This is a genomic window from Hydrogenophaga sp. H7 (genome assembly GCF_002025745.1).
In the GTDB taxonomy this organism is placed as follows: Bacteria; Pseudomonadota; Gammaproteobacteria; order Burkholderiales; family Burkholderiaceae_C; genus Hydrogenophaga; species Hydrogenophaga pseudoflava.
The window spans coordinates 229,741-244,309 of sequence record NZ_MCIC01000018.1 but is presented as its reverse complement, the minus strand read 5'-3'; the positions used below and the strand labels follow the sequence as shown (position 1 = coordinate 244,309).

Annotated in this window: 14 protein-coding genes; 7 read left to right on the top strand and 7 right to left on the bottom strand. The window is 67.5% G+C overall.

Annotated features, from left to right (window positions below; all coding sequences use genetic code 11):
- Positions 1-10: 10 nt before the first annotated feature.
- The 5 genes from BC358_RS18850 to BC358_RS18830 form a co-directional block, all read right to left on the bottom strand.
- Positions 11-715 (bottom strand): succinate dehydrogenase iron-sulfur subunit, encoded by a 705-nt coding sequence (locus BC358_RS18850; protein WP_066149750.1) that lies wholly within the window; start codon positions 713-715, stop codon positions 11-13.
- 31 nt (positions 716-746) lie between these two features.
- Positions 747-2,549 (bottom strand): succinate dehydrogenase flavoprotein subunit, encoded by a 1,803-nt coding sequence (gene sdhA, locus BC358_RS18845; protein ID WP_066149753.1) that lies wholly within the window; start codon positions 2,547-2,549, stop codon positions 747-749.
- A 3-nt stretch (positions 2,550-2,552) separates the two neighbouring features.
- The gene (gene sdhD / locus BC358_RS18840; RefSeq protein ID WP_066149756.1) at positions 2,553-2,918 is read right to left on the bottom strand and encodes a succinate dehydrogenase, hydrophobic membrane anchor protein; all 366 of its coding nucleotides are present in this window, start codon (positions 2,916-2,918) and stop codon (positions 2,553-2,555) included.
- Positions 2,919-2,941: 23 nt separating this feature from the next.
- On the bottom strand, positions 2,942-3,373 hold the full coding sequence (gene sdhC / locus BC358_RS18835; RefSeq protein WP_066149759.1) for a succinate dehydrogenase, cytochrome b556 subunit: 432 nt from the start codon (positions 3,371-3,373) through the stop codon (positions 2,942-2,944).
- Between the two features lie 150 nt (positions 3,374-3,523).
- Entirely contained in the window at positions 3,524-4,348 is an 825-nt protein-coding gene (locus BC358_RS18830) for a GntR family transcriptional regulator (protein ID WP_079367124.1), read from the bottom strand.
- A 187-nt stretch (positions 4,349-4,535) separates the two neighbouring features.
- Between BC358_RS18830 and BC358_RS18825 the strand changes: the two genes are divergently transcribed.
- The 4 genes from BC358_RS18825 to BC358_RS18810 all read left to right on the top strand — a co-directional run bounded on the left by BC358_RS18825 (position 4,536) and on the right by BC358_RS18810 (position 9,915).
- Positions 4,536-5,522, top strand: a complete 987-nt coding sequence (locus BC358_RS18825) for a malate dehydrogenase (protein WP_066149765.1) — start codon at positions 4,536-4,538, stop codon at positions 5,520-5,522.
- Positions 5,523-5,545: 23 nt separating this feature from the next.
- Positions 5,546-6,529, top strand: coding sequence for a CoA ester lyase (locus BC358_RS18820; protein WP_256861581.1), 984 nt, complete (start codon positions 5,546-5,548; stop codon positions 6,527-6,529).
- Positions 6,530-6,570: 41 nt separating this feature from the next.
- Positions 6,571-9,168 (top strand): bifunctional aconitate hydratase 2/2-methylisocitrate dehydratase, encoded by a 2,598-nt coding sequence (gene acnB, locus BC358_RS18815; protein ID WP_079367008.1) that lies wholly within the window; start codon positions 6,571-6,573, stop codon positions 9,166-9,168.
- 150 nt (positions 9,169-9,318) lie between these two features.
- Positions 9,319-9,915: a hypothetical protein gene (locus tag BC358_RS18810; protein ID WP_079367007.1), complete on the top strand. Its 597-nt coding sequence runs from the start codon at positions 9,319-9,321 to the stop codon at positions 9,913-9,915.
- 13 nt (positions 9,916-9,928) lie between these two features.
- Here BC358_RS18810 and BC358_RS18805 read toward each other — a convergent pair whose 3' ends face one another.
- Positions 9,929-10,810: a Rossmann-like domain-containing protein gene (locus tag BC358_RS18805; RefSeq protein ID WP_079367006.1), complete on the bottom strand. Its 882-nt coding sequence runs from the start codon at positions 10,808-10,810 to the stop codon at positions 9,929-9,931.
- On the bottom strand, positions 10,807-11,634 hold the full coding sequence (locus BC358_RS18800) for a helix-turn-helix domain-containing protein (protein WP_079367005.1): 828 nt from the start codon (positions 11,632-11,634) through the stop codon (positions 10,807-10,809). Before BC358_RS18800 ends, BC358_RS18805 begins: the two co-directional genes overlap by 4 nt.
- Before the next feature lie 112 nt (positions 11,635-11,746).
- Here BC358_RS18800 and BC358_RS18795 point away from each other — a divergent pair, with 112 nt between their 5' ends.
- From BC358_RS18795 to BC358_RS18785, 3 genes are all read left to right on the top strand, one after another.
- Positions 11,747-12,148 carry a hypothetical protein gene (locus BC358_RS18795; RefSeq protein WP_066149778.1) on the top strand — a complete coding sequence of 134 codons (402 nt, stop codon included), beginning with the start codon at positions 11,747-11,749 and terminating at the stop codon, positions 12,146-12,148.
- 102 nt (positions 12,149-12,250) lie between these two features.
- Positions 12,251-13,414 carry a YjgN family protein gene (locus BC358_RS18790; protein WP_179130102.1) on the top strand — a complete coding sequence of 388 codons (1,164 nt, stop codon included), beginning with the start codon at positions 12,251-12,253 and terminating at the stop codon, positions 13,412-13,414.
- 11 nt (positions 13,415-13,425) lie between these two features.
- On the top strand, positions 13,426-14,568 hold the full coding sequence (locus BC358_RS18785; RefSeq protein ID WP_079367003.1) for a M48 family metallopeptidase: 1,143 nt from the start codon (positions 13,426-13,428) through the stop codon (positions 14,566-14,568).
- Position 14,569: the final 1 nt, after the last annotated feature.

Here is a 14,569-nt window from a genome sequence, read left to right as displayed (position 1 = left end):
TAACGCGGGATCAGACGGCGCGGCGCACCATCAGTTCCTTGATCTTGCCAATGGCCTTGGTGGGGTTCAGGCTCTTGGGGCAGACGTCCACACAGTTCATGATGGTGTGGCAGCGGAACAGACGGTACGGGTCTTCCAGGTTGTCCAGACGCTCGGCGGTGGCCTGGTCGCGGCTGTCGGCGATGAAGCGATACGCCTGCAGCAGACCGGCGGGGCCGACGAACTTGTCGGGGTTCCACCAGAAGCTGGGGCAGCTCGTGGAGCAGCTGGCGCACAGGATGCACTCGTACAGGCCGTTGAGCTCTTCGCGCTCTTCGGGGCTCTGCAGGCGCTCGCGCTCGGGGGCGGGGGTCTCGTTGATCAGGTAGGGCTTGATGCTGTGGTACTGCTTGAAGAACAGCGTCATGTCCACGATCAGGTCGCGAACGACCGGCAGGCCGGGCAGCGGCTTGAGCACGATGTCGCCCTTGAGCGTGTTCAGGTTGGTCAGGCAGGCCAGGCCGTTCTTGCCGTTGATGTTCATGGCGTCCGAACCGCACACGCCTTCGCGGCAGGAGCGGCGGAACGACAGCGTGGGGTCCACGGCCTTGAGCTTGATCAGGGCGTCCAGCAGCATGCGCTCGGTGCCGTCCAGTTCGACCTGGATGGTCTGCATGTACGGCTTGGCGTCCTTGTCCGGGTCGTAGCGGTAGATCTTGAAAGTGCGTTGTGCCATTTTTCAGTGTCCTTGTGTTCGCTGATTCCGGTCAGAAGGTGCGGGGCTTCGGGGGCACCGTTTCGGCGGTCAGGGGCTTCATGCGCACCGGCTTGTAGTCCAGCTTGTTGCCGTCCTGGTACCAGAGGGTGTGCTTCATCCACTCGGCGTCGTTGCGGCCCAGCGGGCAGGTCGGGTGGTTGACGTCGTGTTCGTAGTCGCGCACCAGGTGGGCGCCGCGGCATTCCTTGCGGGCGGCCGCGCTGGTCATGGTGGCCTGGGCGGCCTCCATCAGGTTCTCGACTTCCAGCGCTTCGATGCGCGCGGTGTTGAACACCTTGGAGTTGTCCTTCAGGCCGATGGCGCCCACGCGCTCGCGCAGGGCGTTGATCTTCTGCACACCGGCGTCCATGGACTCCTGGCTGCGGAACACGCCCGCGTGCGTCTGCATGATGGCGCGCATGTCGTTGGCAACGTCCTGGGCGTACTCGCCGTTCTTGGCGCTGTCCAGGCGGGCCAGGCGGGCCAGGGTCTTGTCGGCGGCGTCCTTGGGCAGGTCCTTGTGCTCCTGCTTGGGGTTGACGTTGGCGATGATGTGGTTGCCGGCGGCCTTGCCGAAGACGAGCAGGTCCAGCAGCGAGTTGGTGCCCAGGCGGTTGGCGCCGTGCACCGACACGCAGGAGCATTCGCCCACCGCGTAGAGGCCGTTGACCGGACGGTCTTCACCGTTGAAGCGCTCGACCACCTGGCCGTGGATGTTGGTCGGGATGCCACCCATCTGGTAGTGGATGGTGGGCACGACCGGGATCGGCTCGCGCGTCACGTCGACGTTGGCGAAGTTCACGCCGATCTCATACACCGAGGGCAGGCGCTTGTGGATGGTGTCGGCACCCAGGTGGTCCAGCTTCATGTGGATGTAGTCCTTGTTGGGACCACAGCCACGGCCTTCCAGGATTTCCTGACCCATGCAGCGGGACACGAAGTCGCGCGGTGCCAGGTCCTTCAGCGTGGGCGCATAGCGCTCCATGAAACGCTCGCCATTGCTGTTGAGCAGGATGGCGCCTTCGCCGCGGCAGCCTTCGGTCAGCAGCACGCCCGCGCCGGCCACGCCGGTGGGGTGGAACTGCCAGAACTCCATGTCCTGCAGTGCGATGCCGGCACGGGCGGCCATGCCCAGGCCGTCACCGGTGTTGATGAAGGCGTTGGTCGAGGACTGGAAGATGCGGCCGGCACCACCGGTGGCCAGCAGCACGGTCTTGGCTTCGAGCACGTAGGTGTCGCCGGTTTCCATTTCGAGAGCGGTCACGCCCACCACGTCGCCGCTGGCGTCGCGGATCAGGTCCAGCGCCATCCACTCCACGAAGAAGGTGGTCTTGGCCGACACGTTGGCCTGGTACAGCGTGTGCAGCATGGCGTGGCCGGTGCGGTCGGCCGCGGCGCAGGCGCGCTGCACGGGCTTTTCGCCGTAGTTGGCGGTGTGGCCGCCGAACGGACGCTGGTAGATCGTGCCGTCGGGGTTGCGGTCGAACGGCATGCCGAAGTGTTCGAGCTCATACACGACCTTGGGCGCTTCGCGGCACATGAACTCGATGGCGTCCTGGTCACCGAGCCAGTCGGAACCCTTGACGGTGTCGTAGAAGTGGTATTCCCAGCTGTCTTCGCTCATGTTGCCCAGCGAGGCGGACACGCCACCCTGCGCTGCAACGGTGTGCGAGCGGGTCGGGAAGACCTTCGAGAGCACGGCCACCTTGAGGCCGGCGCGGGCCAGTTGCAGCGAGGCACGCATGCCGGAGCCGCCGGCTCCGACGATGACCACGTCGAACTTGCGCTTGGAAAGGGATGCGGTGGTGGTCATGGATCAGAGTCTCCAGAGAACTTGAACAGCCCAGCCCAGGCAGGCCACGAGCCAGACGATGGTGAAGATGTGCAGGGCCAGGCGGATGCCGGTGGGCTTGACGTAGTCCATCCAGATGTCGCGCATGCCGATCCAGATGTGATAGGCGATGGCGATGAAGGCCGCGAAGGTCAGTGCCTTCATCCACTGGGGGGCGAAGATGCCGGCCCAGCCCTCGTAGCCCAGAGGGCCGCTGGTGAGCAGCACCTTGGCCAGCACGATGAGGGTCAGCAGGGCGAAGAGCGCGCCGGTGATGCGTTGGGCGAGCCAGTCGCGCAGCCCGTAGTGGGCGCCAGTGACGACGCGTTTGGAACCGTAATTGACGGACATGTTGGTCTCCTTCTTTCGCGGGATCAGTACAGGCCGAACAGCTTGGCGCCGAGGATCAGCGTCAGTCCGATGGACAGGGCCAGCGTCACGATGGCGGAGGACTTGCCGAACTCCTTGGTCACCGAGTGCGTCATGTCCATGTACAGGTGGCGCAGGCCGGCAATCAGGTGGTGCAGGTAGGCCCAGATGATGGCCAGCACCACCAGCTTGAACAGCCAGCCGGGAACCAGTCCGATGCCGCCCGAGAAGGCTGCGCTGAAACGTTCGTAAGAGATCTCGGACGACACCGAGGTGTCGAACAGCCAGACGATCAGGGGCAGCAGGATGAACATCAGGCCACCGCTGGCGCGGTGCAGGATCGACACCCAGCCGGCCAGAGGCAGGCGGTAGGTGGTCAGATCCTTGAAGGCGTTGATGTTGCGGAACTCAGGCCGCTTCTTGGTCAACTCGGTCATGGTGGGGCTTTCTTCCGTGGGGTTCGGGGTTGGAAGGGAGCTTGTAACTCGGTGGTAACCCGAATTACAAACCTTGAAATTCTATTGCAACGCAGCATACCCAGGCCTGACATCTGGCCTTGGCATGTCGGGCTCCGGCGCGTTGGCGACTCAGTTCAGTTCGTTGTGATAGTGCCGGGTTTCCGTGCGGTAGAGGCCGCGCCGCAGTTCCATCGGCACGTCGTTGTAGGTGTAGGCCAGACGTTCCACGCTCAGCAGCGGGTGGCCCACTTCGACCCCCAGCAGTGCTGCGGCATCGGCATCGGCGGCCACGGCCTTGATCTTCTCGGTCGCGCGCACCATGCGCACGCCGAACTGTGCTTCGAACAGGGCGTACATGGGGCCCTTGTCGCTGGACAGGGTTTCGAGGCTCAGGCCCTTGAACGGCGCGCCGGGCAGCCAGATGTCTTCCAGGATGGCGGGCGTACCGGAGAACGAGAGCACGCGCCGGACCTGCACCAGCGAGTCGCCGCCCTTGAGGTCGAGTTGCCGGGCCACCTCGGCCGGCCCACGCAGGCGGCGGCATTCGATGATGCGGCGCTCGGCCGGACCCTGGGCTTCCGGCGCGCTCGCGTCGGGCAGCACGCGCAGGAAGCGGTACTGGATGTGCTGTTCGGCGTGGGTGGCGACGAAGGTGCCCTTGCCCTGGCGGCGCACCAGCAGGTTGTCGGTGGCCAGTTCGTCGATCGCCTTGCGCACCGTGCCCTGGCTCACGCGGAAGCGGGCGGCCAGATCGAACTCGCTGGGGATCATGTCGCCCGGTTTCCATTCGCCCGCCTGCAGGCTGCGCAGGATCAGCGACTTGATCTGCTGGTACAGGGGGCTGAAAGCTGGTGTTGGCGGAAGAGGCGCGGCCGGTCCGGTGCCCGCCGATTCGGCGGGCACACGCGAGTCCTCCGGGGACAGGTCGGGCTGCGAAGGGTGTGCGGAGGCCATGGTGTCGGTGGATGAACGGGCGAACGACCCAGCGTCGTGGCCCGCAGTTTGGTGTGCAATCATATCTTATATAAGACATAAGACAAATTGACGCCTACGGGTTTACGCGGGTACACTCGGGGGCTATCCAAGGGGTCACACCCCGCCGATTTTTCAACTTCCCAACGTCCCTTCTGGAGTTTTCACCATGAGCAAGAAGCCCGTCCGTGTTGCCGTCACTGGCGCCGCAGGTCAGATCGGTTACGCCCTGCTGTTCCGTATCGCCTCCGGCGAAATGCTGGGCAAGGACCAGCCCGTGATCCTGCAGCTGCTGGAAATCCCGGACGAGAAGGCCCAGAACGCGCTCAAGGGCGTGATCATGGAACTGGAAGACTGCGCCTTCCCGCTGCTGGCCGGCATCGAAGCTCACAGCGACCCGATGACCGCCTTCAAGGACACCGACTACGCCCTGCTGGTCGGCGCCCGTCCCCGTGGTCCCGGCATGGAGCGCGCCGACCTGCTGGCCGCCAACGCCCAGATCTTCACCGCCCAGGGCAAGGCCCTGAACGCCGTGGCCTCGCGCAATGTGCGCGTGCTGGTGGTCGGCAACCCCGCCAACACCAACGCCTACATCGCCATGAAGTCGGCCCCCGACCTGCCGGCCAAGAACTTCACCGCCATGCTGCGCCTGGACCACAACCGTGCCGCCAGCCAGATCGCCGCCAAGATCGGCTGCGCCGTGGGCGACATCGAGAAGCTGGCCGTGTGGGGCAACCACTCGCCCACCATGTACGCCGACTACCGCTTCGCCACGGTGAACGGCAAGTCTGTCAAGGACACCATCAATGACCACGACTGGAACGCCAACGTGTTCCTGCCCACCGTGGGCAAGCGCGGCGCCGCCATCATCGCCGCCCGTGGCCTGTCGTCGGCTGCTTCCGCCGCCAACGCCGCCATCGACCACATGCGCGACTGGGCCCTGGGCACCAACGGCAAGTGGGTCACCATGGGCATTCCGTCCAATGGTGAATACGGCATCCCCAAGGAAGTCATGTTCGGCTACCCCGTCACCTGCGAAGGCGGCGAGTACAAGATCGTCGAGGGCCTGCCCATCGACGCCTTCTCGCAAGAGTGCATCAACAAGACCCTGGCCGAGCTCGAAGGCGAGAAGGACGGCGTCAAGCACCTCCTCTGAGCTGGTAACCGCCTGGTAACTCCGTGAAACCTCACCCGCGTGACATCCTTGCTGGGGCCCAGGCCGGTGCGTTTGCGCTGCCGGTCTGTGACCACTACAGCGGTGTCGAGGCGCGGATGAGGAAGAGCCTGCAGCTGCAGGCCGAACTGAGTGCTGAGTTCGGCGCCTGCGTCTTCGATGTCACGCTCGACTGCGAAGACGGGGCGCCCGTCGGTGGTGAGGCCGAGCACGCGGCCCTGGTCACGGAACTGGCGTTGGGCGCCCCAGCAGCCGCCCGCGTCGCCGCCCGGGTCCACCCGGTGAACCATCCCCACTTCGAGGCCGATGTGGCCACGATTGCCGGTCAGGCCGGCGCGCGGCTGTGCCACCTCATGGTGCCCAAGGTGGAGTCGGTGGCCGACGTCGAACGCGCCGTGGCGGCCATGGACGCCGCTGGCGCCGCCGCCTTGCCGCTGCATGTGCTGATCGAGTCGCCGGCCGCGGTGCACCGCGCCTTCGACATCGCGGCCCACCCGCGCGTCGCATCCCTGAGCTTCGGTCTGATGGACTTCGTCTCGGCCCACGGCGGGGCGATTCCCGCCTCGGCGATGACGCTGGCGGGGCAGTTCAGCCACCCGCACGTGCTGCGGGCCAAGATCGAGATGGCGGCGGCATGCCACGCGCACGGCAAGGTGCCTTCACACAACGTGGTGACCGAGTTCAAGGACCTGCCTGCGCTGCAGAACGCCGTGCGCAAGGCGGCCACCGAACTCGGCTACACCCGCATGTGGAGCATCCACCCGGACCAGATCCGCGCCATCGTCGCCGCGTTTTCACCCGCCGAGGCTGAAATCGAGACCGCGCTGGCCATCGTCGAACGCGCCGCGGCCGCTGATTGGGCGCCGGTGCAGCACGAAGGCCGGCTGCACGACCGCGCCAGCTACCGCTATTACTGGCAAGTGATCGAGCGCGCGCACCAGACCGGGCATGCCCTGCCCGAGACCGTGCGCGGCTGGTTTCTTGCATGACTTTCGAACACCAACCATCACCCACCCCACCGGAGAACGCCATGTCGACCTTCCTGACCGACTACCGCGCCCACGTCGCTGAACGCGCCGCCCTGGGCATTCCCCCGCTGCCGCTCGACGCCAAGCAGGTCGCCGCCCTGATCGAACTGATCAAGAACCCGCCCGCCGGTGAAGACGCCTTCCTGCTGGACCTGCTGACGCACCGCGTGCCGCCGGGCGTGGACGACGCCGCCAAGGTCAAGGCCTCGTTCCTGGCCGCCGTGGCCCACGGTGACGAAAAGGTCGCCCTGATCTCCAAGGCCAAGGCCACCGAGCTGCTGGGCACCATGGTGGGTGGCTACAACGTGCACCCGCTGATCGAGCTGCTGGACGACGCCGAAGTGGCAGGCGTCGCCGCCGAAGGTCTGAAGAAGACCCTGCTGATGTTCGACTTCTTCAACGACGTCGCAGAGAAGGCCAAGGCCGGCAACGCCAAGGCCAAGGAAGTCATGCAGTCGTGGGCCGACGCCGAGTGGTTCACCACCCGCCCCGAAGTGCCCAAGAGCATCACCGTCACCGTGTTCAAGGTGCCCGGCGAGACCAACACCGACGACCTGTCGCCCGCTCCCGATGCCTGGAGCCGTCCCGACATCCCGATGCACTACCTGGCGATGCTGAAGAACACGCGTCCTGACGCGGCCTTCAAGCCGGAAGAAGACGGCAAGCGCGGCCCGATGCAGTTCATCGAAGACCTGAAGAAGAAGGGCCACCTGGTTGCCTACGTGGGTGATGTGGTTGGTACCGGTTCGTCGCGCAAGTCGGCCACCAACAGCGTGATCTGGGCCACCGGCCAGGACATTCCGTTTGTGCCGAACAAGCGCTTCGGAGGCGTCACGCTGGGCGGCAAGATCGCTCCGATCTTCTTCAACACGCAGGAAGACTCCGGCGCGCTGCCGATCGAAGTGGACGTCTCCAAGCTGGAGATGGGCGACGTCATCGAAGTCATGCCCTACGACGGCAAGATCGTCAAGAACGGCGAGACCGTCACCGAGTTCAAGCTGCGCAGCGACGTGCTGTTCGACGAAGTGCGCGCCGGCGGCCGCATCAACCTGATCATCGGACGCTCGCTGACCGCCAAGGCGCGCGAGTTCCTGGGCCTGCCCGCCTCGACCCAGTTCCGCCTGCCGCAGGCGCCCGCCGAGAGCAAGGCCGGCTTCACCCTGGCACAGAAGATGGTCGGTCGCGCCGTCGGCCTGCCGGAAGGCCAGGGCGTGCGCCCCGGCACCTACTGCGAGCCCAAGATGACGACCGTCGGTTCGCAGGACACCACTGGCCCGATGACCCGCGACGAGCTGAAGGACCTGGCCTGCCTGGGCTTCTCGGCCGACCTCGTGATGCAGTCCTTCTGCCACACGGCGGCCTACCCGAAGCCGGTGGACGTGAAGACCCACCGCGAACTGCCGGCCTTCATCAGCAGCCGCGGCGGCGTGTCCCTGCGCCCGGGCGACGGCGTGATCCACAGCTGGCTCAACCGCCTGCTGCTGCCCGACACCGTGGGCACCGGCGGTGACTCGCACACCCGCTTCCCGATCGGCATTTCCTTCCCAGCCGGTTCCGGTCTGGTGGCCTTCGGCGCCGCCACCGGCGTGATGCCGCTGGACATGCCCGAGTCGGTGCTGGTCCGCTTCAAGGGCCAGATGCAGCCCGGCGTCACCCTGCGCGACCTGGTGCACGCGATCCCGCTGTACGCTATCAAGGCCGGTCTGCTGACCGTGGCCAAGGCCGGCAAGAAGAACATCTTCTCGGGCCGCATCCTGGAAATCGAAGGTCTGCCCGACCTGAAGGTGGAACAGGCCTTCGAGCTCTCCGACGCCTCCGCCGAACGCTCGGCCGCCGGCTGCACCATCAAGCTCAACAAGGAGCCGGTGCAGGAGTACCTGAAGTCGAACATCGTTCTGATGAAGAACATGATCGCCGACGGTTACCAGGACGCGAAGACCCTGGCGCGCCGCATCGAGAAGGTCGAGGCCTGGCTGGCCAAGCCCGAGCTGCTCGAAGCCGACAAGGACGCCGAATACGCCGCCGTGATCGAGATCGACCTGGCCGATATCACCGAGCCGATCGTCTGCTGCCCGAACGATCCGGACGACGCCAAGTTCCTGTCCGAAGTCGCCGGCACCAAGATCGACGAGGCCTTCATCGGTTCGTGCATGACCAACATCGGCCACTTCCGCGCGGCCGCCACCGTGCTGGGCGGCGCGCGCGACATCCCGGTCAAGCTGTGGGTGGCACCGCCGACCAAGATGGATGCGGCCGAACTGACCAAGGAAGGCCACTACGCCAACTTCGGCGCCGCCGGTGCCCGCACCGAAATGCCCGGCTGCTCGCTGTGCATGGGCAACCAGGCCCAGGTGCGCGAAGGCGCGACGGTGATCTCCACCTCCACCCGCAACTTCCCGAACCGCCTGGGCAAGAACACCAACGTGTTCCTGGGCTCGGCCGAGCTGGCCGCCGTGGCGTCCAAGCTGGGCAAGTTGCCGACCAAGGAAGAGTACCTGGCCGCCACCGGCGTGATCACCGCCAAGGCCGACCAGATCTACAAGTACATGAACTTCGACCAGATCGAGGAGTACGTGGAGACCGCGAAGACGGTGGCCTGATCGGCATCCCTTCGATGAATGAAAAACGGCCCTTCGGGGCCGTTTTTCATGGCTGGTGACGGTTTGGCACAGGGTGGCCGCCGCTAACATCCGGCCCGGACGTGGCGGGACGTCCTGCCACGCCTTTCAATACATCAGGAGGAACTCACAATGAACAAGCCATTCCGCTATCCCACGCTGAGCCGTCGCCAGCTGGGTCTGGGTCTTCTGTCCGGCCTCGGGCTGGCGCTGGCCGGTTGTGGTGGTGGCGATGACGACGACGACCAGCCGCTCTACGCCGCCTTCAACGACCTGCGCGCCGGCATGACCCGGGACGATGTGCAGCGCCTGGTCAACCGGGCGCCGGTGTCCGGTACCTCGGCCTCGGTGCTGCGCTGGGAGACCGATACAGAAATCCTGGAGGTGACTTTCTCCGGCGACCGGATCGCGACGGCCCGCTGGACCGACCGCACCACCGGGCGCTCCTATCTGCGCACCTTCCGCTTTGCGGGCAATGGCGGTGGCGGCACCGGCACCCTCTACCAGGCCTTCCTGGCCTTGCGCCCTGGCATGACCCGGGGGGAAGTGATCCAGCGGGTGCCCGTGGCCGTGTCGCAGGGGGCCACCACCAGCCAGGTGCTCTGGATCGATGGTGAGGAGGCGCTGGGCGTGCGCTTCAACGGCTCCTCCGACGGTTCCACCATCACCTTTGCGCAATGGGGACTGTCCATCGCGGCGGGCAGCCGCAACGAAACGCGCACCTTCTGATCGGGTGTCCGTTTCAGGCCGGGCCGCCCGTGAGGGCCGCCCAGCCCGGCCAGCCGTCGCGCGCAATCGCAAACTTGCGACTGGCAGAACTCCACGACGCACCGGTGGCCATGGCCTCGGCGAAGGCGGCGCCATCGACCACCTGCGTGCCGCCCAACAGCGTCACGCCACGATCAAACAGCGCGTCGGGCCAGAGCCCGGCCGAGGGGCCGATGACGGCAAAGCGTGTGGCGTTCGGTGCCGCCGCCAGCATCTCGTCCAGAGAATCGTTGAGCAGCATGGTCGAGGTGCCGACCACGGTGTTGCAGGCGGCCAGCGCCGAGCGGTCCAGCGTGATGTGGACCTTCGGAAAACGCTCCCGCTGCCGCGCCACCATCTCCGCGTTCATCTCCACCACGGTGAGGCGTCCGCCGGCTTCGTCGACACGCCGCACCAGCGGCGGGAAGAAACCGATCATGCCCAGGTGGTCCTGCGGACCGAGCACCACATCGCCCAGCGAGTTGCCGGCCGGCGGTGGCGTGTAGCCGATGCGTCGCCAGACCGAGTCGGTCAGCGCGTTGACCGCGGCCAGCGCGACCGCGCGCTCCACCTCGTCGCCACCGGCCAGCCGCTGCGCCAGTGCCATCGGGTCGGCGCCCGCCAGCGCGTCGTGCCGGTCGCTGCCGTGCCGGGCGAGCAGGTGGTCGAGCGTGCCCCCGAGCAGGATGTAGGACAGGCCGAAGGCGCCGTCTTCCAGCTCGATGGCGCAGAACTCGGCGTCGTGTTCGCCCGGTTCGCCGGGGCGCTGCGGGATGTGCAGGCGCCGGACCTTCGGACTCGGCCATCGGGTGGCGATGGCGGCGAGCTGCTGGAGCAGGGCGGTGGAGATCGGAGTCCGGTTCTGGCGCTGGTTCATGCAGCCATGGTAGCGGCGAGCGCGCGCAGCGCCTGTGCCGTGGCTTCGTCGCCGGGAAAGAAGGTCTCCAGCGCCAGTTCCTGCAAGGTGATGTCGGCGGGCGAGCCGAACACGGTGGTGGTGCTGATCAGGTGCAGCACGCCGGCCGGGGTATGGACCAGGAAGGGCATCAGCACCCCCGGGTGCTCGCCGGCCAGGCGCGCCGCCGCCCCGGGCGCCTGCCCCGGGTAGGCGCGCAGCTCGGCGAGCAGGTCCGCCAGGGCCTCGTCGCCGGTGGCGCGGATCTGCTGCTGCAGCCGCGCGAACAGGTGCTCGCGCCACTGGTCGAGGTTGGCAATGCGCGGCGCCAGGCCGCCCGGGTGCAGGCTCACGCGCAGCAGGCTCACCGGCGGCTGCAGCAGGGCCGGGTCGACGCCGCTCAGCAGCGGCGCGACCATGCGGTTGGACAGCACCATGTGCCAGTGGCGGTCGAAGGCCACGGCGGGCCAGGGCTCGTGGCTGTCGAGGATGTGCTGCACCGCACGCCGCGCCGCGTCCATCGCCGGCTCGTCCAGCCGCTGTTCGCGGTACATGGGCGCGTAGCCGGCCGCGACCAGCCAAGCGTTGCGCTCGCGCAGCGGCACCGCCAGCCGTTCGCACAGGCGCAGCACCAGCTCGCGACTGGGGCTGGCCTTGCCGGTCTCCACGCAACTGAGGTGGCGGGTCGAGAGTTCGGCGTCGAGCGCGAGGTCCTGCTGGCTGAGGTGGCGTAGCTGGCGCCAGTGGCGCAGGTGGTCGCCGACCGAGAGGCGGCGGCTGGCGTGGGGAAGGGCGGCGTTTGACATGGGCGCATGGTAGGCCCGGACGCCGCGCGAACCATGACCTGCGAGGTCATGGACGCCATGCCCTGGCGCCGCGAGCATCGGGCTCCCATCGTTTCACTTCAAGGAGTCCACCATGTTCACTGTCTCTGCTTCCACCCTGCGCCGCGTGCTCTGGCTCGATGCCGCCAGTGGCCTGGGCATGGGCCTGTCCCATCTGGCGCTGTCGGAACCGCTGTCCGGCTGGACCGGCATTCCGGCCACCTGGCTGCAGGTGGCGGCGCTGGTCGTGTTCGGCGCGGCCTCACTGGCCGCCTGGCTCGCGAGCCGGGCCGAACCCCCGGCGGGCGGCGTCAAGCTGCTGGCGGTGGGCAACTTCGCCTGGGTCGCGGCGAGCCTCTGGCTGGCCTTCGGTGCCGGCCTGTCGCTGACCGCGCTGGGCCTGGGCTGGGTGCTGGCGCAGGCGCTGATGGTGCTGGTCCTGGCCGAGCTGGAGTGGGCCGGCGCACGACGGGCGCAGGGCCTGGCAATGGCCTGAGCCTTCGGTCCGCCGGGCGGGTTCCGGGAGGCGACAGCCGCGGCGGGACGCCGGTGGCAGGGAGGCACAATGCCGCGTCTGTCACCACTGTCCCGCTGTCACATGCCTTTCAACGACAACCACATCGAGCCTTCCTCCGTCGCCACCGTCCGCCGCCTGCCCATCGAATTCACCGGCTCCGGCAGCGAGTACTTCCGCATCTGGATCGTCAACCTGCTCCTCCTCCTGGTCACGCTGGGCCTGTACTGGCCCTGGGCCAAGGTGCGGCGGCAGCGCTACTTCTGGGGCAACACACTGGTCGATGGCGATCCGCTGGGTTTTCACGGCGACCCCAAACAGATGTTCAAGGGCTGGGCGCTGGTCGGGGTGCTGTTCGTGCTCTACAACTGGGCCAGCAGCTTCTCCGCCGTGGCGAGCCTGGTGGCTTTCGTGGCGCTGGCCGCGCTGTGGCCGGCCCTGTGGCGCTCGTCCATGGCCTTCCGCATGGGCAACACCAGCTGGCGGGGCTTGCGGTTCCGCTTCGTGGGTTCGCTGCGCGACGCCTACCTCGCGCACCTGCCGCCGTTTCTGGTGGTGCTGCCGATGGTGCTGCTGACCTTTGCCATCCCCGAAGACCAGGAGCAGGCCCCGCCCGAATGGGTGATGGCGTCCTTCGGTGGGGCGTTTGTGCTGCTGGTGCTGACGCTGCCGTGGCTGCTGTGGCGCATGAAGGCCTACCAGCACCGGCACTACGCGCTCGGCCCCTTGCAGACCGATTTCCGCGCCACCGTGGGTTCGTTCTACCTGCTGGCGATCAAGCCGTTCCTGCTGTTCGCCGGTGTCATGGCCTTGATCGCGCTGTACATCGTGGCCAGCTTCGGCAGCGCCGACGCGCTGGGCGGCTTGCTGGGCGAGATGATGTGGGTGCTGCCTGTCCTGGTGGTCGGCTTCTGGGTGCTCATGTTCCTGGGCATCGGTCCCTGGATCACCACCCGCCTGCAGAACCTGGTCTGGACCAAGACCGGCAATGGCCAGATGCGCTTCATCAGCCAGCTGCGTTTTCGCGACATGCTCTGGCTGAGCGTCAAGAACGGGCTGCTGATCGGCATTACCCTGGGGCTGTACTGGCCCTTCGCCAAGGTGGCCATGGCGCGCCTGCGGCTGGAGGCGGTGCACGTGCGCACCGTCACCGACATGCAGGCCCTGCTGGCTGCGGAACATGATCGGCCCGCCGAGGCGGCGGGTGACGCGGCCGGCGATTTCTTCGGTCTGGACGTGGGCCTCTGAGCACGGCACGCATGGCCACCTCAACCCCGTCCGCGAGCCAGGGCCTCGCGGTCCGCTATTTCGACGGCCGCAGCAGCCGCCCGCGCGAGGTGCTGGCCTCGCTCGAAGGTGGGAGGCTGCACCTGAAAGGGCCGGACGTGGACCGCGTGATCGAGGCCCGGCGGGTGCAATGGCCCGAGCGCACGCGGCGCGGGCCGCGCATCGCCCAGCTGCCCGACGGCGGCAGCATCCAGTCCGACGACGCGGCGGCCTGGGACGCCTGGGTCCGCGATGCGGGTCACGTGGAATCGGTGGTGGTGCGGCTGCAGCAGAGCTGGCGCGGCGTGCTGGCCAGCCTGCTTCTGCTGGTGGCAGTGAGCGTGGCTGGCTACGTCTGGGGCCTGCCCTGGGCGGCGCGTGCGGTGGCCGACCGCTTCCCGGAAGGTGTCGAGCAGCAGATCGGCGAGACGGTGCTGGATCAGGTCGACGATTTCGTGAAGCCCAGCCAGCTGAGCGCCCAGGAGCAACAGGCCATCGAGCAGGCCTGGCAGCGGGTGCTGCGCGCGCACACGGCGGCCCAGGCGGCGCGCGGCGTGGCGGTGCGGCCCTCGCGCCTGCTGATCCGCGCCAGCGAGGACATCGGCCCCAACGCGCTGGCTCTGCCGGGCGGCACCATGCTGCTGACCGACGACATGGCGCGGCTGCTGCAGCACGACACCGAGGTGATCGCGGGCGTGCTGGCGCACGAACTGGGCCATGTGCAGCATCGGCATGGCGTGCGCATGCTGGTGCAGGTGGGCGTGCTGGGCTTCGTCACCTCGACGCTCTGGGGCGACTACAGCGGCGTGCTGGCCACGGTACCGCTCTGGCTGGGCCAGGCCCACTACTCGCGCGAGGCCGAGCGCGAGGCCGACGCCTACAGCGTGACCGTGCTGCGCGACGCGGGTCTGTCGCCAGCGGTGATGACCCGGCTGTTCGAGCGCTTTGCGCTGTTCAAGCGCTGCGGCGACGACATCCTCAAACCCGTGCCGGCGGGCAGCGCGCCGGTGTGCAAGGCCGAGCAGAAGACGGGCTCCGACGGCGATGAGGACATGGGCGGCTTCTGGGGCCTGGGCTTCGCCTCGCACCCGGCAGACGAGGACCGCACCGCCTTCTTCCGCGACGCGGCGCGCTGAA